A 20,983-nucleotide genomic window follows, 5' to 3' on the forward strand; every position below is an offset into this window, starting at 1 on the left:
CTCTGCGTGGGAACGAGGATCACAATCTGGTATTCAAACCGTATCCACCTTCAACGAATGATCGTTGAGCATGCCATTGATGATGGTTGCAGTATCAGCCCCCGACGCCACGATGCCCCCCGCACCGGCCGTCACGCCATAGTGAGCCGCCAGGTCGATCCCGGCCAGGTCGATCGTCTGGTTCGGGCTCGCCCCCGCCACCGCACTGACTTCGATGGTCGAGATCACCTCGGAGCCGGTGACCGTGACCTTGAAGTGCAGGTAATCATCCAGCGAGGCCGATGTCGCGTTTTCGCCCTGGAGCAGTTGCGACAGGTCCAGTTTGTCAGTACCGGGAGTGAAGTCGTTCACCCGATCATGGCCGCTGTTGCCTTGTTGCCACTGGAAGACGTCGCTGCCCGCACCGCCGGTCAGGGTGTTGTCGCCCAGGCCGCCGATCAGCAAGTCGTCACCGCCCCCTCCGTTGAGCATGTCATTGCCCAGGCCCCCGTAGATGACATTGTTGTGATCATCGCCGGTCAGGGTGTCGTTGAAGTTGGAACCGATCAGATTCTCGATCGATAGCAGCGTATCGAGCCCTGCGCCAACGGTGTTCTGCTGTCCGGTCAGGGCCAGGTTGACGGTCACGGGGGCATCGGCACTGGCATAACTGGCGGTATCGTTTCCATCACCGCCATCAAGCAAGTCGTTGCCTGCCCCGCCGATCAGAAGATCATTGCCGCCACCACCATGAAGCTGGTCATTGCCGACGCCGCCGCTGAGCACATCATTGCCCTCGCCGGCGTTGAGGATGTCGTCGCCATCACCGGCCAGCAAGGTGTCGGCAGTCGCCGTGCCCGTCAGTGTGTGACTGTCCTGATAGCTGATGGTGATATCGCCCACCGCACTGCCATTGTGGCCATCGCTGACCGTGTAGGTGCCATGGGCATCCGGCGTGGTGTCCGCCCCGGCGTAGTTGACCTTCATGGTCAGCAGGTAGGTTTCGGGATTGTCGCTCAGCGGACCGCCATTGGGCTCGTTGACCAGGTGAATGGTGTAGTGACCGGTTTCCTGGGCGACAAAGCTCGAACCGCTGTCGATCACCTGATAACTGCCATCGCCGAGCTTCCAGGTCATGGAGATATCGGTGCCCCGGTTATGGCTCAGTTGCAGGCTTTCGCCCTTGACCAGGTCAACCGTGATGTAGTCCTGGGCATTGGCAGCCCCCACCTGGCCGAGGTAACCACTGATCAGCAGAGCCGCAGCCATGGAGCCCGCTGCGCCCTTGAAGTCGCTGCGATCGAGCTCCTTGTACAGATTGCTGCTGCCGCTGCCATGACCGTTGAAACTGACGATCGGTGTGTTGTTGCCCACCGAGAATCCCGCCCCTTTGACGCCCCAGCCGGTCTGGACCGTCGCCGCAGAGGTGCTCAGCGGATCACCATTGGCATCGCTGTCATTGGCCAGCAACGCCTCGGCCGGAACGGTAACGCTCGTCCCGAAGATATTGGTGATGATATGGTCGGCCCCTGCCACCGGAGCGGCATTGGTGTTGGCCTTGATGACCAGTTGCGCGCTGTCCAGGTCACCATCGTTATCGCTGACGACAAAGCCGATGGTTTCCTTGAGCGGGGCGCCTGAGTCCTTGGGCGGGGTGTAGGTGAATTCCCCGGTATCCATGTCCACCAACAGGTTGCCGCCGCTGCTGCTCTTGATATTGAGACTGTTGGTCTGCGTGTCGAAGATTCCTTTGTCTACCCCGCCGCTGACCGAATACGAACCCATATTGCCGGCGCCCTTGGGGTCGTAGATGTAAGTCGTGCCATCGACAACCAGTGACTTGATGAACCCGCCGTCGGCACCGAAGGTACCGCCGCTCATCAGAGTGCCGGTGATCGGCGCGCCCTGCACGGTGCCGGACAGCACCTGTCCGAGGGCGCCGAGATCCGTCACGACCACGGCATCGGTATCGGTATGGGTGACGCCATCGTACGCCAGAGGGTCGAGGTTGCTGCTGTTGACGCCGTCGCCGAGCCCGACTGCGTAAGCCTTGATGTCGTTGGCATCGAGGAATTGCTTCCAGTCGGCTTCATCCGAGTTGCCGATGGCCATGCCTCCGGTTGGATTACCGTCGGAGAAGAAGTAGCCGATATTTTGCGCGCCGGCGATCTTGCCTGCCGTATCGAACGCCGCCTTGCTGGCCAGAACGGCGGCATCGTAGTTGGTAATGCCACCGGGGCTGAGGCCGTCGACGATGGTCTTGGCCTGGGCCACTGTGACCCACTGGGAGGCTTCATCGGTTGCAGAGCCGCTGAACGTGACGATCTGCACTCGCACATCGCCCAGATTATCGTACTTGTCCAGCAAGGCATTGATGGCCGCCTTGGCAAAGTCCAGCCGAGACTGATGCCCCTGGCCGGAATCACCCGCCATGCTGCTCGACACATCGATGATCAACAGCAAGTTGGAATCCATGTGCCCCGGCGTCACCGTGCGCTCACCGCCCACAGCTTTGGGCACGTCATCGACAATGTTCACGACAATCGTGCTGGTCACCGAATTGCCAAGGGCGTCAGTGGCCTTGTAGGTGAACGACTCGTGGAGAATGTTCGGGCCGTCGTTGGGACTGCCCGGGGTTTTCGGGGCCGAGGTCAGGGTATAGGTGTAACTGCCGTTGCCGTTGAGTTCGATTTGCCCGTAGTTGCCGACTGCACTGCCCACCAGGGTATAGGTCACCGCGCCGGACGCTCCGGATACCGAACCCACCAGCGTTCCGGTAGAGGTTTCGCTGCCGGCTACAGTCCCCGCGGCCAGGTCCAGGGCATTTTCGAACACAGTGACATCGTGATCGACGCTGGCCGTGAGGCAACTGTTCTGGACGTTGATGGTAATGGTGGTCGTGCTTTCATCACCATCGGCATCGCGGATGGTGTAGGTGAACACATCCTGTGCTCCCTGGGCTCCGACCGAGTCCGGGTTGGCGTGATAAGTGGCGTAGCCCTGCGCATCCAGGGTCAGGGTGCCGTAGACGCCCTGGATAGCAGTGCCCAAGCCGTCATGCACTGGGGTCGAGGTGCTGCCGCCGGCGCGCACTCCGACCACCACGCTGCAACCGGGCTGGTCGGCGCCGAGGGTGTCGTTGCCCAGCACGTTACCGCTGCCGGTCTTGCCCTCCTCCACCCAGCCCAGGTCGGCGCCAGCCTTGGGCAGATCGTCGACGATATTGACGTCGATGGTGCCGCTGGCCGAACTGCCGTCGGTGTCGGTGGCCGTGACGGCAATGTGTTCCTGCAGCTCGTTGGCACCCTGGCCATTGGGGTGCATCTCGTTGTCGAGCAGGGTGTAGCTGTAGCTGACCACGCCGGTGCTGGCGTTGTAGCCGGTCACGGTCAGGGTATTGCCCAGGGCCGTGGTAATCGTTTGAGGGAAGGCTGCGACCACACCGCCGGCAATGATGCTGATGCCGCCCACGGTCAGGGTTTGCAGGCCGTCGGGGGCGCTAACGGTGAAGGTGCCGGACTGGGTCAGGGCAGCAGGGTCCGGATGGCTGCCGTCACTGAGATTCTGCTCATGGACCGTCAGCTCACCGCATTCGACGTTGAGGCCTTTGAGGATGACCGGGTCGTCCTGGTACTGGACGTTGACGGTGATGGTGGTGGTGCTTTCATCACCATCGGCATCACGGATGGTGTAGGTGAACACATCCTTGCCACCGCAAGTCGGGATGCCACTGGCGTTCGCGGTGTAACTGGCAAAGCCCTGGGCATCCAGGGTCAGGGTGCCGTAGACGCCCTGGATAGCAGTGCCCAGGCCGTCATGCACCGGGGTGGAGGTGCTGCTGCCGGCACGCACGCCGACCACCACCTGGCAGCCGGGCTGGTCGGCGCCAATGGTGTCGTTGTCCAGCACGTTGCCGCTGCCGGTCCTGCCCTCTTCCACCCAGCCCGTGTCGGCGTAAGCCTTGGGCAGGTCGTCGACGATATTGACGTCGATGGTGCCGCTGGCCGAACTGCCGTCGGTGTCGGTGGCCGTGACGGCAATGTGTTCCTGCAGCTCATTGGCACCCTGGCCATTGGGGTGCATTTCGTTGTCGAGCAGGGTGTAGCTGTAGCTGACCACGCCGGTGCTGGCGTTGTAGCCGGTCACGGTCAGGGTGTTGCCCAGGGCGGTGGTAATGGTTTGAGGGAAGCCCGCGACCACACCGCCGGCAATGATGCTGATGCCGCCCACGGTCAGGGTTTGCAACCCATCGGCAGCGGTCACGGTGAAGGTGCCGGACTGGGTCAGGGCGGCAGTGTCCGGATGGCTGCCGTCACTGAGATTCTGCTCATGGACCGTCAGCTCACCGCATTCGACGTTGAGGCCCTTGAGGATGACCGGGTCGTCCTGGTACTGGACGTTGACGGTGATGGTGGTGGTGCTTTCATCACCATCGGCATCGCGGATGGTGTAGGTGAACACATCCTTGCCACCGGAAATCGGGATGCCACTGGCATTGGCCTGGTAGGTGGCATTGCCCTGGGCGTCCAGGGTCAGGGTGCCGTAGGCGCCATGAATTTCGGCATCCAGCCCGCCATGGGCGGCGGTCGAAGTGTTGCCGCCGGCGCGCACGCCGACCACCACTTGGCTGCCGGGCTTGTCGGCGCCGACTGTGTCGTTGCCCAGCACGTTGCCGCTGATGAACTTGCCCTCGCCCATCGAGGCTTCATCGCCACGGGCCTCGGGCAGGTCGTCGACGATATTGACGTCAATGGTGCCGCTGGCCGAACTGCCGTCGGTGTCGGTGGCCGTGACGGTAATGTGTTCCTGCAGCGTATTGGCGCCATTGGCGTTCGGGTGCGTTTCGTTGTCGAGCAGGGTGTAGCTGTAGCTGACTACACCGGTGCTGGCGTTGTAGCCGGTCACGGTCAGGGTGTTGCCCAGGGCGGTGGTAATGGTTTGAGGGAAGCCCGCGACCACGCCGCCGGCAATGATGCTGATGCCGCCGACGGTCAGGGTTTGCAGGCCGTCGAGGGCGGTCACGGTGAAGGTGCCGGACCGGGTCAGGGCGGCAGTGTTCGGATGACTGCCATCGCTGAGGTTTTGCTCGTATACGGTCAGCTCACCACCGGCCACCGACAGGCCATCGATGGTCACGGGATTATCGACGTCCGGATCGGTCGGCGGAACGACTTCGGGTGGAACGACTTCGGGTGGAACGACTTCTGGTGGAACGACTTGTGGTGGAATCACTTCTGGTGGAACCACTGCCAGTGGTGGCGTTACTGCCGGTGGAACCACTTCGGGTGGAGCTACTGCCGGTGGAGCTATGACCGGCGGAGCCTGTTCGCTCGAATTGTTGGCATTGCTGCCACCGACCCACAGGTCTGGAGTTTCGGGAACGCCATTGAAGCCGGCCGTCGGGAAGCCAATGACAGGATCCACGTGCCCGCCAACCTCACTCAGCATGACAAAGCCATGCCCGCCACCTCCGCTGCCCGCCCCACCGCTTGCGGGCCCTGCCGCCGTCGCTTCGGCATCCTGGGACGGGTCACCGCCCGCGGCAATGGCTGCTTGAAGTTGCTCGACATCCGTCAGTTGAGCCTGGCTGGGAGGTACGGCATCCGCCGTCTCGACATGGGGGGCATTGTCATTGGCGAGGGCTTCGGGCGTCAGATGCAGACTGCTGCCACGCCCAAGGGTCAGCTCCTTGCCATTTTCCAGATGCACTGCGACGGCGCCGGCCGCACCCGTTTCCAGCTGCTCGCCGGCAAACAATCGGTCGCCTTCGATCAGCAGCCGGCGACTACCGTCACTGGCCACCGCAAACACCAGGCCGATCACTTTGCTGACCACACCGACTAACTGAGCCATGCGCATTTCTCCACTGCCGATCAAGCGTCCGGTTCTTGCAGAGAAAGCGACCTTGGCACTGCAGGGAGGTCTGGCTGAATACAGCTGAACAAGCGCCTTCACCGAGAGTGAATGTGCACCTTGCAGCGATTCTTGCCCTACCTGAATCTGGTGGCTTCTTTTTTTCGGGACAAACTTCAATCAAATCAATTCAATCCCGATCGATAGCCTTCCAGTGAAATCACGACAGGGTTTGCGGCGCTTAAGTGCCAATTTTTTGTCGCCACAAACCCCGCCACTCCATCCCCATTGCCACTGCTCCGCCCTATGCTGCAAAAAAAAATTGAACTTTCCTTCAACCCGCGAAAGCCCCATGGAGCTTCCCGATTCGGGCTGTATGAAGAGAACAATGTCTTGGATTTCGTGGACCGCATAAGTTTTTTTTCGCATAGCCATTATGAAAAATTCTTCTTAGCTCGCGCTTAGGATGTTCTTAGCTCTGTTGTTACAAGCCTGAAACGGTTTGACAGTTTTTTCGTCACTTTTTTGACGAAATCAGCGCACCATAAGAATCAGGGAGATGTCCAAATGCGCGTATTGACCCCCATCTGCAGTGCAGTTTTGTTTGCGGTGGCCTGCGCTGATGCTCAAGCCATGTCGTTGACCGAAGCCATCCAGAGCACCCTGGACACACATCCCGAATTACATGCCAACATGAACAGCCGGCTGTCTGCAGACGAAGAGGTGAAGGTAGCAAAAGGGGGCTACTACCCGAGTGTCGATATGTTCGCGGGTTACGGGCGGGAAAAATCCGACAACACCAACACGCGAGTTCCGCCCAGCAATCACAACAAGGAAACACTGAACTACACCCAGTCGGAACTGCGTTTGCGGCAAATGCTGTTCGATGGCTTCAACACCGCGAACGAAGTCGGTCGTACGGAAGCGGTCGTCAACTCCCGCGCCTACTTCGTCCAGGCCACTTCGCAAGCCCTGGCGCTGCGCACCATCGAGGTCTATCTGGAGGTGCTCAAGCGCCGTGAGCTGTTGACCCTGGCCAAGAACAACCTGCAGGCACACTTGCGCGTCAACGATCAGATCGGCCTGCGCAGCGAACGCGGCATTGGCAGCATCGCCGACCAGGACCAATCCAAGGCCCGTCGCGCGTTGGCGGAAAACAACTACTACACCGCACAGGTTGACCTGCAGGATGCCGAAGCCAACTTTTTCAGCGTTACCGGGCGCTCGGCCGATGAGCTGGAAACGCCTGCATCGATCCGCGGAGAAGTTCCCGTGGACCTGTCCGCCGCACGCCAGAGCATGCTCGCGAACAACCCCTACCTGAAATCGGCCCAGGCCGATGTGCAAGCGGCCGAGAAGCAATACGAAGTCGCCAAGTCGCCGTTCTACCCGCGCTTCGATGCGGAACTGGCCACCGGCGCCAATAACAACCTGCAAGGCCAGACAGGCCATGACAACACCGACTGGCGCGCCGGCGTCGTGATGACCTACAACCTGTTCAAGGGCGGCAGCGACAAGGCCCGCTTGCAGTCGGATGCGTACAAGGTCAATCAGGCGATGGACATCCGCAACAACGCCCTGCGCCAGATCGACGAAGACATGCGTCTGGCCTGGAATGCCATGAACAATGCCAAGCTGCAGACCCCGATCGCTCGCGAGTACGCCGAAACCTCCATCCGCGTGCGTGCCGCCTACCAGGACCAGTTCGGCCTGGGCCAACGCACCCTGCTCGACCTGCTCGACAGCGAAAACGAACTCTACAACGCCAACCGCCGTTACACGGAAGTCCGTTACATCGAGGAGTTCTCCAACTACCGGGTGCTGGCCAACATGGGCGAACTGCTGAACAGGCAGAAGGTGGTGCTGCCCGTCGAAGCCATTGCCAGTTCCGAAGTCAAAAGCGAAGCACGTCTCCCTGACATGAGATAACTCAGTATCAGTGCTGGAGTAAGCCAATTGACTAGCATGCAATCCGCGGCGTTCGATCCTCGCCAGAGCTTCGACGACCCTTTGCTCGATGGACTTCTGATCCTCTGCAAGCTCCACGGTTGCACGGTCAGCCGGGCCAGCCTCAGTGCCGGCTTGCCCCTGGCGCAGCAGCGCTTGAGCCTTGAGCTTTTGCCCCGCGCCGCGGCCCGCGCAGGCCTGCAAGCCCGGCTGCTGCGGCGCAAGCTTGATGCGATTTCTGCACTCAACCTGCCCGTCCTGTTGCTGCTTGAAGGCGGCCGCTGCGCGGTACTCAGGCGCTGGGGCGACGATGGCCGGGCCCTGATCCTGCCCTGCGAAGCCGAAGGCGGCGAGCAATGGGTCAGCCGCGAAGAACTGGCTGCCGCCTATAGCGGCCAGGCCCTGTTCGCCAGGCCTCGGCATGAACTGGAAGACTTGCGCTCGCCCCTGATGCCACGGGTCGAGGCGTGGTTTCGCGACACCCTGAAACTGTCCCGCTGGCTCTACAGTGACGCCATTCTTGCCAGCCTGATGATCAACCTGCTGGGCCTGATGGTGCCATTGTTCGTGATGCAGACCTATGACCGCGTGGTGCCCAACCAGGCCACTTCGACCCTTTGGGTGCTGGCCATCGGGCTGCTGATCGGTACCTGCTTCGAACTGTTCCTGCGTGTAGTGCGTGCGCACCTGCTCGACACGGCCGGCAAGAAGACCGACCTGATTCTTTCCGCCACGTTGTTCGAACGCATAACCGGCATGGCCATGAAAGCCCGCCCCGCCACCATCGGTGGCTTTGCCCAAAGCATTCATGACTTCCAGGGCCTGCGGGAGTTTCTCACCGCCGTAACCCTGACCAGCATCATCGACCTGCCGTTCGCGCTGCTCATGCTGGTGGTAATCGGCCTGCTTGGCGGCTGGCTGGTGGTGATCCCGGTGATTGCCTTCCCGGTCACCATCCTCTTCGCCATGCTCATCCAGTTGCGCCTGCGTGATACGGTGCAAAAAAGCCTGAGCCTTGGCGCCGTCCGCCAGGCCCTGTTGATCGAAACCCTCGGTGGCCTGGAAACCCTCAAGGCCTGCAGCGCCGAAAGCGAGCGGCAATACCAGTGGGAAACCACCCACGGTGCGCTGACCCGGCTCGACAGCCACGCCCGCAACCTCTCGGCACTGGCTACCAACGGCACACTGTTCATACAGCAGTTCTGTGGCATGGCCACCATTGTGGCCGGGGTCTACAGCATCATCGCCGGCAACCTCAGCGTCGGCGCCCTGGTCGCCACCTACATGCTCGGCAGCCGCGTACTGGCGCCTTTGGGGCAGATCGCCGGTTTGATCACCCGCTACCAGCAGGCGCAATTGACCATGCGCAGCACCGATGCACTGATGGCCCTGCCCCAGGAGCGCGAGGCACGCCAGCGGCCACTGGAGCGCACTCAACTGCAAGGTGCCGTGGAAGTCAGCCGCGTCAGTTTTCGCTATGCCGGGCAGAACGCCCCGGCCTTGAACAACCTGGCCTTCAGCATGAAACCGGGCGAGCGCATCGGCATCATCGGCCGCAGCGGCTCGGGCAAGAGCACGCTGGCGCGGTTGATCATGGGCTTCTATGCCCCCGAAGAAGGCCAGATCCTGCTCGATGGCCTGGACCTGCGCCAATTGGATGTCGCCGACCTGCGCCATCAAATCGGCTATGTCGCCCACGACTTGCCGCTGCTGGCTGGCAGCCTGCGTGACAACCTGACCCTGGGCGCCCGCTACGTCAGCGATGCGCGGATGCTCGAAGTGGCCGAACTGACCGGCGTCAGCGAACTGGCGCGCCAGCATCCCCAGGGCTTCGACCGCCCCGTGGGCGAGCGTGGCCAGCTGCTGTCCGGCGGTCAGCGCCAGGCCGTGCTGCTGGCCCGGGCCATGTTGCTGGAGCCGCCGATCATGTTGCTCGACGAACCCACCAGCCACATGGACAACAGCAGCGAGGACATGCTGCGTCAGCGCCTGCACGGCTGGGTCCAGGGCAAGACCCTGCTGCTGGTCACGCACCGCACTTCAATGCTCAGCCTGGTCGACCGTCTGGTGGTCATGGACAACGGCCGTATCGTTGCCGACGGCCCCAAAGAAGCGGTTATCGAAGCACTACGCAAGGGCCTCGTGGGCTCGGCAGTCTAGGAGTTGCGAACATGTCCGCAAGTGTTGGCCGTCGCGGCTATCTGCACAGTTTCGGCAAAACCGCCGAAAGCGAATTCATGCCCGAGGTGGCCGGTGCCGCCCTGGAGGATTCACCCAGGTTTTCACGTGTCACCGTCTGGCTCTCTGCAGCCCTGATCATATCGGCGTTGGTGTGGGCCAGATTCGCCGTGCTCGACGAGGTCACCATGGGCGAAGGCAAGGCTATCCCCTCGAGCAAGGTGCAGGTTATCCAGAACCTTGAAGGTGGCATCGTCACCGAAATCTTTGTCCGCGAAGGGCAAATGGTGAACAAGGGCGATACCCTGCTGCGCCTGGATGACACGCGCTTTCAGTCCAACAAGGGCGAGAGCGAAGCTGACCGCTACGCCCTCACCGCCCAGGTCGAACGCCTGTCGGCCGAAGCCGAAGGCCGCCCATTCGCGTTATCCGAAGAGGTCCGCAGCAAGGCGCCGCAAGTCGCCGAGGACGAGCGCGCCCTCTATCAATCCCGCCAACGGCGCCTGGCCAGCGAGCAGAACACGCTCAATGAACAACTGCGGCAAAAAACCCAGGAGCTTGCCGAGTTTCGCTCCAAACAAGAACAATATCGCTCAAGTCTCGGGTTGATTCAGCAAGAGCTGAACATGTCGACGCCCCTGGTCGGGACCGGGGCGATCTCACCGGTGGAAATTCTTCGCTTGAAACGCAGTGCCGTGGAAGTGCGCGGCTCGATGGATGCCACCCGCCTGGCAATTCCACGCGCTGAAGCGGCCATCAATGAAATCAAAAGCAAGATAGACGAATCGGAGCTGGTCTTCCGTTCCGAAGCGGCCAAGGAACTCAACGAAAAACGTACGGACCTCTCGAAAATCACCGCGAACAGCATCGCCATCGAGGACCGGGTCAGTCGTACCACCGTGGTGTCGCCGGTGCACGGCATCATCAAACTGCTCAAGGTCAACACCATCGGCGGCGTGGTCCAGCCCGGCAGCGACCTGGTGGAAATCGTGCCACTGGAAGACAACCTGTTGATCGAGGCCAAGGTCCGGCCCCAGGACGTCGCCTTCCTGCATCCCGGCCAGCCGGCCATGGTCAAGTTCAGCGCCTATGACTACACCATCTACGGCGGCCTGAAAGCCAAGCTGGAATTGATCAGCGCCGATACGGTGACCGACGACAAGGGCAATGCCTTTTACCTGATCCAGGTGCGGACGGATAAGAATCACTTGGGCGGTGACAACAAGCCGTTGCTGATCATTCCGGGGATGACGGCGACGGTGGATATCATTACCGGGCACAAGAGCGTGCTGGATTATTTGCTCAAGCCGGTGTTGAAGGCGCGGACTGAAGCGCTGCGTGAACGTTGAGTTTTGTAGAGGTTCTTGAGGGCCCTATCGCTGGCAAGCCAGCTCCCACAGTGATCGCAAGGGCAGCACGATCTCTGTGGGAGCTGGCTTGCCAGCGATGAGGCCCGGTCATTCACCGCAAATGATTGCGCTCATACGTCGCCTGCCCCATCGCCGCAATCTGCCCCTCGATCAACGCATCGAAAGGCTTTAACAACGCCTCGAACGAAGCCGGCGCCTCAAGCACATCCAACGCCTGCACCACCGCCTCCACCGTCGACAGCGCCCCCGGCCCCGGCGCCTTGCGCAAGCGATAGCGCGACGGCAAGGCTTGCGAAAGGGTCACCCTGGGCAAAGCAGCCAACTGCGGATTCACATGCAACAGTTTGCGCGCCTTGCGCCAGGTGCCATCCGGCACCACCAGCAGCAACGGCAAACTTTCGGCCTGCGCCGTATAGGCCGTCAGCGCCTGCGCATCGTCACCGGGAAACAACAGGCGTGCCTGATAGCCCGGCTGATTCAACAAGGCTGGCAGATCATCGAACACCTCCCCCACCCGCAACTCGGCATTGCGCAAGCCAAGGGCCGCAAGCCGGGCAGTGTTCAAGGCGTGATTGACTTCACTGGGATGCTGCAGCAGCAATACGCGCGTGCGGCTGTCCAGCAGAGGGATAAGCGGGCACAGACAATGGGCTGCAGGGCGCAGGCAGCGGCTGCACTGTATTCTGGGGTGCGTCATGGCGTCTCCTGATGGTCAAGTCTGCCACAGGACGCCACCCCGCTTCTGCCCCTTTGTAGTACCGAATGACAGCAGTCTACCGGCAGGCAGACTGCTGTTTTAATCGCGGGATCAAGCCAGGAACATCAACCGGAGCGCTTGAGCGATACGCTGTTGAATTTAAATTCAGTGGTACCGGTGGCAGTGCGCATCAACCTGACTTCGATTTTTGTAACGTCCGCGGCTACAGGAAATGTCGACTCATACTCACCGGGGCCATTGTAGTCACGACTGTGCACCTCTGCGCCATCCGCGAGTACAACAATGCGTCCGTTTTGCAGCGGCTGAGTCGTGACATCAACTTTTAACGTATAAGTTCCTGGCCCTGCTGAGTCGACGCTCTGGGACACAAAGAGTGGGGCGGAGGAAAAAATGCAGGCATCACCATCGTAGCTTGGGTTGCTGGCAAGCCAATGCTCACCGAGGTCGGTAAAACTGTGATTTTTGAGCAGCTCTTCCGACTCTTCCATCACCGTCATGGTGACATTGTCAAACCAGGCCATGCCTGATGACCCTCCCCACAATCGAAATTCGACAGAGTTCACATTTTCTGGAATGCGAAATGTGGTTTGCAGCTCATATTGCTGCCCGGCGATAAGTACAAAAGCCTCCTGTGATCCGCTGGAAAAAATAAGCTGTATCCGCCCTTCCCGTGCGTAGGTGCTAAAGGCGGTAGCTGTAACCAGATACAAGGCGCCCGGCTCAACCCGAATGGGAGTGGCGTGAGAAGCAAACGTATTAGGGGTTCGTGCAGGGAGATTACAGCGTTGATTTTCAAAAGTTGCCCCGTCCGGACTCCAGCCGGTAGTTCCGTTGTCAAATGTACCGTTGAGTATCAAATTGGTTGCTTTGGCTTTTCGCGCCAGTTGCTGGTCATTCATGAAGTTACTCTCGAAATACGCGGTTGATGGACGCACAACCCCCGCCGGCGATGACGCGCATCGACAGAAATCCGGAGAAAAATGATCAGGGGCAGCCTGCAGGCACCGCCTGTGCCTGAGGCGCTGGTTGCAACATTAGGAGCGGCGCGAAAGGGCGTCTAGCTAGCAGATCTGATAGGCGGTCAGTGGCCTACAACGTATTGAGCTGCGCCTTGAGCAGATCACGAAAGGTCTGGATCAAGGGCTCCCGACTCCGACCACGACGCACGATCATCGAGAACGGTGCCTGGTAACCGAACGTCGCCGGCGACAGCACGCGCAGGTCGCCCTTGTCGGCCCAGGGTTGGGCATAGTGCTCAGGCAAGTAACCGATATAGGCCCCGGAGAGCACCAGGATCAATTGCGCCTCCATACTTTCCACGGTCGCAGCACTGTGCTTGAAGCCATGGCGGGCCAGTTCGGCCTGGCTCCAGTAGCCACGGCCGACCATGCGCTGCTGGGTGATGACTTGCTCGGGGATGCGCCGCTCGTTGTACAGCGGATGCCGGTTACTGCAATACAGCCAGTGCTGCTCACGGTACAGCGGCTGATAGACCAGCCCGCTCATGCGCGTGGAAAAGGCGCCGATGGCCAGGTCCAGGCGGTTGTCCTGGACCCCCAGTTGCAATTCGTAGGGGCTTGAGACCGACAGGTGCAGGTGCACCGCCGGGTGTTCCTGGCTATAGGCGCCAATGGCCTCGGCAAATGGCAGGGCCCGGTCGCTGACGGTGGAGTCGATGACGCCCAGGTTGAGGGTACCGCGCAGTTCGCCCTTGAGCGCGGCGGCATATTGTTCGAAGCCCTCCATCTCGCCCATCAGGCGCAGGGTTTCCTGGTGGAACAGTTCGCCCTTGCTGGTAAGACTGAAGCCACCGCGCCCGCGATGGCACAGCACGATGCCCAGGCTCGCCTCGAGCTGGCTCATATAAGTACTGATTGCCGATGTCGACAGGTTGAGCTCCTGTTGGGCATTGGCGAAGCCCTGGTGGCGCACCACGCTGACGAAGATGCGCAACAGTTTCAGGTCGGGTAAGGCATTGGCCATGGGGGTTCCAGCACAACACAGGACAGAGTGATAGTGCCCAGTCTAAACGCTCCCAGCGCAATAGTTTAGAAAATTCTGAACTAAGTATTTGCCTGTAGCGATTCTACAAAGGCACTACCTTTTGCAGACTTCACTCAATGTGCCCTATCCAGCGCTTTTTCGGTTTCAACGACACCGGCTGGACAGGTTCAAACAACTAAAACAAACGATGAGGCCTTAGCCGTGGACAAGATTCTTCACCAACCACTCGGCGGTAACGAAATGCCACGCTTCGGCGGCATCGCGACCATGATGCGCCTGCCACACCTGCAGGACCCTGCCGGTCTGGATGCTGCTTTTGTCGGGATCCCCCTGGACATCGGTACTTCGCTGCGCTCGGGCACCCGTTTCGGACCGCGCCAGATCCGCGCCGAGTCGGTCATGATCCGTCCGTACAACATGGCCACTGGCGCAGCACCGTTCGACTCGCTGTCGGTTGCCGACATCGGCGATGTGGCGATCAACACCTTCAACCTGCTCGACGCCGTGCGCATCATCGAAGAAGCCTACGACAAGATCGTCGAGCACAACGTCATCCCGCTGACCCTGGGCGGTGACCACACCATCACCCTGCCGATCCTGCGCGCACTGCACAAGAAGCACGGCAAGATCGGCCTGGTCCACATCGATGCCCACGCCGACGTCAACGATCACATGTTCGGCGAGAAGATCGCCCACGGCACCACCTTCCGCCGCGCGGTAGAAGAAGGCCTGCTGGACTGCGACCGTGTCGTGCAGATCGGTCTGCGCGCCCAGGGCTACACCGCCGAAGACTTCAACTGGAGCCGCAACCAGGGCTTCCGCGTGGTCCAGGCCGAAGAGTGCTGGCACAAATCCCTTGAGCCATTGATGGCTGAAGTCCGTGAAAAAGTCGGCGGCGGCCCGGTTTACCTGAGCTTCGACATCGACGGTATCGACCCGGCCTGGGCCCCAGGTACCGGCACCCCGGAAATCGGTGGCCTGACCACCATCCAGGCGATCGAAATCGTTCGTGGCTGCCAGGGCCTGGACCTGATCGGTTGCGATCTGGTCGAAGTTTCGCCGCCGTACGACACCACCGGCAACACCTCGCTGCTGGGCGCCAACCTGCTGTACGAAATGCTCTGCGTACTGCCCGGTGTGACCCATCGCTGAGGCGCACCCATGAACGACCGTGATCAGGTTTTACAGGCTGCCAGGGACTTGGTAACGGCCTTCGCCAACAACGATCGTGAAGCTTACTTCGGCGCCTTCAGCGCCGATGCAAGCTTTGTGTTCTACACCCTCGAACAGCCCCTGCTGTCTCGCGATGCCTACCAGGCGTTGTGGGACAGCTGGCGTTCGCAGGATGGCTTCGAAGTGCTGTCGTGCATTTCGAGCAACGCGTTCGTCAGCCTGCAAGGCGACGTGGCGATTTTTATCCATGACGTAGCCACCGAGCTGCGCATGCAGGGGGAACAGTGCTTTAGCCAGGAACGCGAAACCATTGTGTTTCGCAGGCACGAACAAGGCCAATGGCTGGCCTGCCATGAACACCTGTCCGCCGCACCGCAAACACTGCCTACCCCGTAGCCAACGAAGCGTTCATCTCGCATGAGCGCAACGCAACAAATGATCGGAGCAGATCATGAATAACAACAACAATGCACAAAGCATTAGCAAGATTGAAACCTTTGGGGTCGAACAGATCCCGGACCACGAGCGTAACGCGCGTCCCATCGATCTGTTTCGCATGATCTTCGGCGGTGCCAACACCTTCGCCACCGCGGTATTGGGGAGTTTTCCGGTGCTGTTCGGCCTGTCTTTCCAGGCCGGCGTCGCAGCGATCGTGCTGGGCGTGCTGGTGGGTGCGCTGATCCTGGCGCCCATGGGCCTGTTCGGGCCGATCAACGGCACCAACAACGCTGTGTCTTCGGGCGCGCACTTTGGCGTGCACGGCCGTATCGTCGGCTCGTTCCTGTCGCTGCTGACGGCCATTGCCTTCTTCTCCCTGTCGGTATGGAGCTCGGGCGATGCCCTGATCGGTGGCGCCAAGCGCCTGATCGGACTGCCGGAAACCGACCTCACCCTGGGCCTGGCCTATGGCTTGTTCGCGGTGCTGGTATTGACCGTGTGCATCTATGGCTTCCGCTTCCTGCTGTGGGTGAACAAGGTTGCGGTGTGGAGCGCCAGCGTGCTGTTCCTGCTGGGCATCTTCGCCTTCGCCGGTCCCTTCGACGTGCACTATGCCGGTACCCTGGGCCTCGGTCAGGAAGGCTTCTGGGCCGCCTTCATCGGTGCCGCACTGGTGGCCATGAGCAACCCGATTTCGTTCGGTGCGTTCCTCGGCGACTGGTCGCGCTATATTCCGCGTGAGGCGCCCAAGGGCCGCATCCTGTCGGCGGTGATCCTGGCGCAACTGGCCACCCTGTTGCCGTTCCTGTTCGGCCTGGCCACCGCCACCATCGTGGCGATCCAGGCACCGGACTACATCGCTGCCAACAACTATGTCGGCGGCCTGCTGGCGGTATCGCCCACCTGGTTCTTCCTGCCGGTGTGCCTGATTGCCGTGATCGGTGGCATGTCGACCGGTACCACGTCGCTGTATGGCACGGGCCTGGACATGTCCAGCGTGTTCCCGCGCGTACTGTCGCGGGTCAAGGCGACCCTGTTGATCGGTGTGATGTCGATTGCGTTCATCTTCATCGGGCGCTTTGCCGCCAACCTGGTGCAGAGCGTTTCAACCTTCGCCGTGCTGATCATCACCTGCACCACCCCGTGGATGGTGATCATGCTGATCGGCCTGCTGGTTCGCCGCGGCTACTACCACCCGGACGACCTGCAAGTCTTCACCCGCGGCGAAAAAGGCGGACGCTACTGGTTCACCCACGGCTGGAACTGGCGCGGCATGGGCGCCTGGATTCCGAGCGCACTGGTGGGCCTGCTGTTCGTCAACCTGCCGGGGCAGTTCGTCGGTCCCCTGGGCAACCTGGCACAAGGCATCGATATCAGCCTGCCGGTGACCCTGGGCCTGGCCGCACTGGTTTACCTGGCACTGCTGAGCCTGTTTCCCGAGTCGCCGGCCGTTTACGGACCGAACGATCCTCGTAGCAAAACCGCAACAACACTTGGTAAATCGGGCCTGCAATCCGCGGCCTGACTTGAACTGACCTGATGAACGATCTCGACCAGGGCTTGCCTTGGCCGGGGTCGATCTCGCCATAAGAAAGACAATTGGAGACCCTTGATGGCCCTAGATATTTTTGTCGTAATGCTCTATGCCGCCGGCATGCTATTGCTCGGTTGGTTTGGCATGCGTCGCGCAAAATCCCACGAAGACTACCTGGTTGCCGGTCGTAACCTGGGCCCAGGCCTGTACATGGGCACCATGGCGGCCACCGTCCTGGGCGGTGCTTCGACCGTGGGTACCGTGCGTCTGGGCTATGTTCATGGCATTTCCGGCTTCTGGCTGTGCGCTGCCCTGGGTCTGGGCATAGTTGCTCTGAACCTGGTACTGGCCAAGCCACTGCTGAAACTTAAGGTCTTCACCGTTACCCAAGTCCTGGAAAAGCGTTATAACCCGCTGGCCCGTCAAGCCAGTGCAATCATCATGCTCGCCTACACCCTGATGATTGGCGTCACCTCGACCCTGGCCATCGGTACCGTTCTGCAAGTGCTGTTCGAAATTCCGTTCTGGGCTGCAGTAGTGCTCGGCGGTGGCGTGGTCGTGCTGTACTCGACCATCGGCGGCATGTGGTCGCTGACCCTGACCGACATCGTCCAGTTCGTCATCCAGACCGTTGGCTTGATGTTCGTCCTGCTGCCGATCTGCCTGTACCGCGTTGGCGGTTGGGACGAGTTGGTCGCCAAGCTGCCAGCCAGCAGCTTCAACTTCAGCACCATCGGCTACGACACCATCCTCACTTACTTTCTGATCTACTTCTTCGGGATCCTGATCGGCCAGGACATCTGGCAGCGCGTATTCACCGCTCGTACTGAACGCGTCGCCAAGATCGCAGGCACCACCGCCGGTATCTACTGCATTATCTACGGCCTGGTTTGCGCCATGATCGGCATGGCTGCCCATGTGTTGCTGCCAGACCTGGCAAACGCCAACAACGCCTTCGCAGCTATCACCAAAGCCGCTCTGCCTGACGGCATCCGAGGCCTGGTTATCGCTGCCGCCCTGGCCGCCATGATGTCGACCGCCAGTGCCGGCCTGCTGGCTGCTTCCACCGTATTGACCGAAGACCTCCTGCCGAAACTGCGTGGCGGCAAAGAGTCGAGCCTGGGGCTGAACCGTCTGTTCACCTTGCTGACCGGCATCGTCGTACTGGGCATCGCCCTGGTCGTCAGCGACGTGATCAGCGCCCTGACTCTGGCTTACAACCTGTTGGTAGGCGGCATGCTGGTGCCTCTGATAGGCGCCATTTTCTGGAAGCGCGCAACCACCGCCGGGGCTATCAGCAGCATGGCCCTGGGTTTCATCGTCGCTCTGGTGTTCATGTTCACCGACGGCCTGGAAGCCAACACCCCGATCTACTACAGCCTGGCTGCAAGCCTGATCAGCTTTATCGTGGTCAGCCTTCTGTCCCGTCAGCCGGCCCCTGCTGCAAATCTGGCTTAAGCTTGCCTCAACCGCTGCGTCTTTTCTGGCGCAGCGGTTTTTTGGCCTTGAGGGATCGTCCGGCTAGGGAGGATCATGAACAGGTCACATGTCAGCAAAACCGTTCACGACTTCATCGCCTGCTATCTTGGCAACGCCCTCCCGTTCGATGACGATGTCAGCTTGCAGGCCCTGGGCCTGGACAGGAGCGATATCGAGGAATTGGTCTTTCGCCTGGAAGATGAATTCGGTTTGACGGCTTCCACCCGCGAAGAAGACCAGCTGCTCGACAGCGCCGTCACGGCCAACGACTTGAGCCGCTTCCTGCAACAACTCTCCTGCCACTAAGGGCCCCCAATGATGCCCCCTATGAAGATCGTCAGCCGCGATCAATGGTTTGAAGTCAAAACCTTGAGTGATGGAGTGCGCCTGATTCACGAGCCGTACATCCGCCCCTTCTACCGCTGCAACCTCTGGCATATACAGGGCCGGGAACGCGATGTGCTGGTCGATAGCGGCTCAGGCCTGGTCAGCTTGCGCGAGCAGTTGCCCTGGTTGACCGAACGCCCCTTGCTCGCCGTGGCCAGCCATTGCCATTTCGACCATATTGCCGGTCACCATGAATTTGCCGAACGGCTGGTTCACCCCAATGAAGCGGACATTCTCGGCGCCCCGAATGGCGACAACACCCTGTCGCGGGCCTTTGTCGGCGACGACATGTTCGAAGCGCACCCGGATTGCCCGTTGTGCTATGCCGAATATCAGGTGAAGGCCGCTCCGGCCACGCGCCTGATAGAAGAAGGGGATGTACTGGACCTGGGAAATCGAGTGCTGCAAGTGCTGCATACGCCAGGCCATTCGCCGGGCGGCATCAGCCTGTGGGAGCAAGCCACCGGCACCTTGTTCAGTGGCGACATCATCTATGACGGACCGCTGATCGAAGACGCTTATCACTCGAACCTGCACGACTACGCCTCAAGCCTTGAGCGCTTGCGCGAGCTACCCGTTCGTACAGTGCATGGCGGGCACTTCCCGAGCTTTTCCGGGGAGCGCCTGCGCGAAATGATCGACGCCTGGCTGCGCTCGCATTGAGTACAGCCGTTGCGCCGGTCAAAGGGACTGGATCTTACCTGCGTGGCTGACGTCGACGTTTTTCCTCGTCTGTCGGAATCGGTACCGGCTGTAGCGGTGGTGGTATCAAGCCCAGCGCTACGGCCAGATCGTGAAGCCAGTTGTACAGTCTGTCGTTCATAAAGCCCCCTTAAGGGTCATTCCGAGCGACGCGTGTTCTATTCGTCGCTTCAAATTGATCATAGCCCCAAGTCATGGATTACGCATGCCCTTGAGCGCGGCTAATAGCCGCAGTGTTGATTTCGGTCAAGCGCTGGCTGCTTCAAGCTCAGATTCAAGTGCAGGCCGGCCGGCCTGCTGCAACTCGATCCAGGCGTTCAGGTTGGCGCCGACCATACTCTTGCGCCACATCAGCCAGGTCGTGGCCTGGTCGAACGGCGGCTGCAGCGGATGCACCGCGACGCTTTCGCGCCCCGGCAGGCTGGCCAGCATCGACGCCGACATCAGCGCCACGCCGGAACCTGCGATCACACAGGCCAGCATACTCGGATACGACTCGATCTCCATCACCCGGCCCATGGCCGCATGATCATGGGCGTACCAGGCTTCCAGGCGCATACGGTAGGCGCAACCCTGGCGAAACGTGAATACTGCACGCCCTTCGACATCCCGGGCACTACGCACCGGCGGGTGATCGGCTTCGCTGATCAGCACCAGTTCCTCATTGCACAACGGCACGCCATCGAGCCCGGCCAGCTGCAGCGGACCGTCCACCAGCGCCGCATCCAGGCGCCCGCTGAGCAAGCCCTCGAGCAACTCGCCACTGGGCCCGGCCTGCACCTGCAGGTTCACTGCCGGATACGCCTTGTGATATCTGGCCAACAGTGCCGGCAGATGGATCGCCGCCGTGCTGTACATGGTGCCGAGCACGAAATCCCCGGCCGGTTGACCACCCTGCACCGCCGCATGGGCCTCATCGTGCAGGGCGAACAGCCGAACGGCATAGTCGAGCAGCACCTTGCCCGCCGGAGAGAGCTGCAAGCGTTGCCGCTCACGCAGGAAGAGTTCGACACCTAGCTGGTCTTCAAGCTGCTTGAGCCGGGTCGACAGGTTCGACGGCACCCGATGCAACCGTTCGGCGGCTTTGGTAATCGAACCTTCCTGGGCGACCGCCTGAAAGATACGCAGTTGGCTGAATTCCAAGCTCTTCTCCAAAAATGAACAAGTAACTCATAATTATTCATTTTAATTGAAAGTCAATTGGTTTTAGCCTGACGGTCA

Annotated in this window: 15 protein-coding genes; 9 read left to right on the forward strand and 6 right to left on the reverse strand. The window is 60.7% G+C overall.

Going from position 1 to position 20,983, the window contains the following annotated elements; genetic code table 11:
* Window positions 1-33 precede the first annotated feature (33 nt).
* A complete protein-coding gene (locus tag F2S13_RS07315; RefSeq protein ID WP_166359804.1) occupies window positions 34-5,832 on the reverse strand; it encodes a retention module-containing protein in 5,799 nt (1,932 codons plus the stop codon).
* Window positions 5,833-6,399: 567 nt separating this feature from the next.
* On the opposite strand from F2S13_RS07315, the gene F2S13_RS07325 reads away from it, so the two are divergent.
* Genes F2S13_RS07325 through F2S13_RS07335 form a run of 3 tightly spaced genes read left to right on the forward strand, consistent with a single transcriptional unit; the run spans window position 6,400 to window position 11,306 of the window.
* Window positions 6,400-7,761: a TolC family outer membrane protein gene (locus F2S13_RS07325; RefSeq protein ID WP_166359806.1), complete on the forward strand. Its 1,362-nt coding sequence runs from the start codon at window positions 6,400-6,402 to the stop codon at window positions 7,759-7,761.
* Window positions 7,762-7,797: 36 nt separating this feature from the next.
* Complete coding sequence (locus F2S13_RS07330) at window positions 7,798-9,939, forward strand: type I secretion system permease/ATPase (protein WP_166360169.1); 2,142 nt, start codon at window positions 7,798-7,800, stop codon at window positions 9,937-9,939.
* Window positions 9,940-9,950: 11 nt separating this feature from the next.
* Window positions 9,951-11,306 (forward strand): HlyD family type I secretion periplasmic adaptor subunit, encoded by a 1,356-nt coding sequence (locus F2S13_RS07335; RefSeq protein WP_166359807.1) that lies wholly within the window; start codon window positions 9,951-9,953, stop codon window positions 11,304-11,306.
* 112 nt (window positions 11,307-11,418) lie between these two features.
* Here the strand turns inward: F2S13_RS07335 and F2S13_RS07340 are convergent, their stop codons facing one another.
* From F2S13_RS07340 to F2S13_RS07350, 3 genes are all read right to left on the reverse strand, one after another.
* The gene (locus tag F2S13_RS07340) at window positions 11,419-12,024 is read right to left on the reverse strand and encodes a tRNA-uridine aminocarboxypropyltransferase (protein WP_166359808.1); all 606 of its coding nucleotides are present in this window, start codon (window positions 12,022-12,024) and stop codon (window positions 11,419-11,421) included.
* Window positions 12,025-12,149: 125 nt separating this feature from the next.
* Entirely contained in the window at window positions 12,150-12,944 is a 795-nt protein-coding gene (locus F2S13_RS07345; protein ID WP_166359809.1) for a carbohydrate binding domain-containing protein, read from the reverse strand.
* A 190-nt stretch (window positions 12,945-13,134) separates the two neighbouring features.
* The gene (locus F2S13_RS07350) at window positions 13,135-14,028 is read right to left on the reverse strand and encodes a LysR family transcriptional regulator (RefSeq protein ID WP_166359810.1); all 894 of its coding nucleotides are present in this window, start codon (window positions 14,026-14,028) and stop codon (window positions 13,135-13,137) included.
* Between the two features lie 222 nt (window positions 14,029-14,250).
* On the opposite strand from F2S13_RS07350, the gene speB reads away from it, so the two are divergent.
* From speB to F2S13_RS07380, 6 genes are all read left to right on the forward strand, one after another.
* On the forward strand, window positions 14,251-15,201 hold the full coding sequence (speB, locus tag F2S13_RS07355; protein WP_166359811.1) for an agmatinase: 951 nt from the start codon (window positions 14,251-14,253) through the stop codon (window positions 15,199-15,201).
* A 9-nt stretch (window positions 15,202-15,210) separates the two neighbouring features.
* Window positions 15,211-15,618, forward strand: coding sequence for a YybH family protein (locus F2S13_RS07360; RefSeq protein ID WP_166359812.1), 408 nt, complete (start codon window positions 15,211-15,213; stop codon window positions 15,616-15,618).
* Between the two features lie 55 nt (window positions 15,619-15,673).
* Window positions 15,674-17,185, forward strand: coding sequence for a purine-cytosine permease family protein (locus F2S13_RS07365; protein WP_166359813.1), 1,512 nt, complete (start codon window positions 15,674-15,676; stop codon window positions 17,183-17,185).
* An 87-nt stretch (window positions 17,186-17,272) separates the two neighbouring features.
* Window positions 17,273-18,652 (forward strand): sodium:solute symporter family protein, encoded by a 1,380-nt coding sequence (locus F2S13_RS07370; RefSeq protein ID WP_166359814.1) that lies wholly within the window; start codon window positions 17,273-17,275, stop codon window positions 18,650-18,652.
* Window positions 18,653-18,727: 75 nt separating this feature from the next.
* Window positions 18,728-18,979, forward strand: a complete 252-nt coding sequence (locus tag F2S13_RS07375) for an acyl carrier protein (protein ID WP_166359815.1) — start codon at window positions 18,728-18,730, stop codon at window positions 18,977-18,979.
* Between the two features lie 21 nt (window positions 18,980-19,000).
* The gene (locus tag F2S13_RS07380) at window positions 19,001-19,723 is read left to right on the forward strand and encodes an MBL fold metallo-hydrolase (protein ID WP_166359816.1); all 723 of its coding nucleotides are present in this window, start codon (window positions 19,001-19,003) and stop codon (window positions 19,721-19,723) included.
* 34 nt (window positions 19,724-19,757) lie between these two features.
* Here the strand turns inward: F2S13_RS07380 and F2S13_RS29695 are convergent, their stop codons facing one another.
* Both F2S13_RS29695 and ptrR read right to left on the reverse strand, forming a co-directional pair.
* A complete protein-coding gene (locus F2S13_RS29695) occupies window positions 19,758-19,883 on the reverse strand; it encodes a PA1414 family protein (RefSeq protein ID WP_343047364.1) in 126 nt (41 codons plus the stop codon).
* 125 nt (window positions 19,884-20,008) lie between these two features.
* Window positions 20,009-20,905 carry a putrescine utilization regulator PtrR gene (ptrR, locus tag F2S13_RS07385; protein ID WP_166359817.1) on the reverse strand — a complete coding sequence of 299 codons (897 nt, stop codon included), beginning with the start codon at window positions 20,903-20,905 and terminating at the stop codon, window positions 20,009-20,011.
* Window positions 20,906-20,983 lie beyond the last annotated feature (78 nt).

Origin of the sequence: Pseudomonas akapageensis (assembly GCF_011355085.1) — a bacterium.
Taxonomy (GTDB): domain Bacteria; phylum Pseudomonadota; class Gammaproteobacteria; order Pseudomonadales; family Pseudomonadaceae; genus Aquipseudomonas; species Aquipseudomonas akapageensis.

Excerpts from the sequence above, each read along its gene's own strand:
- F2S13_RS07335 (WP_166359807.1), top strand. The coding sequence starts at position 9,951 with ATGTCCGCAAGTGTTGGCCGTCGCGGCTATCTGCACAGTTTCGGCAAA.
- F2S13_RS07365 (WP_166359813.1), top strand. The coding sequence starts at position 15,674 with ATGAATAACAACAACAATGCACAAAGCATTAGCAAGATTGAAACCTTT.
- F2S13_RS07330 (WP_166360169.1), top strand. The coding sequence starts at position 7,798 with ATGCAATCCGCGGCGTTCGATCCTCGCCAGAGCTTCGACGACCCTTTG.
- F2S13_RS07375 (WP_166359815.1), top strand. The coding sequence starts at position 18,728 with ATGAACAGGTCACATGTCAGCAAAACCGTTCACGACTTCATCGCCTGC.
- F2S13_RS07340 (WP_166359808.1), bottom strand. The coding sequence starts at position 12,024 with ATGACGCACCCCAGAATACAGTGCAGCCGCTGCCTGCGCCCTGCAGCC.
- F2S13_RS07350 (WP_166359810.1), bottom strand. The coding sequence starts at position 14,028 with ATGGCCAATGCCTTACCCGACCTGAAACTGTTGCGCATCTTCGTCAGC.
- F2S13_RS07325 (WP_166359806.1), top strand. The coding sequence starts at position 6,400 with ATGCGCGTATTGACCCCCATCTGCAGTGCAGTTTTGTTTGCGGTGGCC.
- F2S13_RS29695 (WP_343047364.1), bottom strand. The coding sequence starts at position 19,883 with ATGAACGACAGACTGTACAACTGGCTTCACGATCTGGCCGTAGCGCTG.
- F2S13_RS07370 (WP_166359814.1), top strand. The coding sequence starts at position 17,273 with ATGGCCCTAGATATTTTTGTCGTAATGCTCTATGCCGCCGGCATGCTA.
- F2S13_RS07380 (WP_166359816.1), top strand. The coding sequence starts at position 19,001 with ATGAAGATCGTCAGCCGCGATCAATGGTTTGAAGTCAAAACCTTGAGT.
- F2S13_RS07315 (WP_166359804.1), bottom strand. The coding sequence starts at position 5,832 with ATGGCTCAGTTAGTCGGTGTGGTCAGCAAAGTGATCGGCCTGGTGTTT.
- F2S13_RS07345 (WP_166359809.1), bottom strand. The coding sequence starts at position 12,944 with ATGAATGACCAGCAACTGGCGCGAAAAGCCAAAGCAACCAATTTGATA.
- F2S13_RS07360 (WP_166359812.1), top strand. The coding sequence starts at position 15,211 with ATGAACGACCGTGATCAGGTTTTACAGGCTGCCAGGGACTTGGTAACG.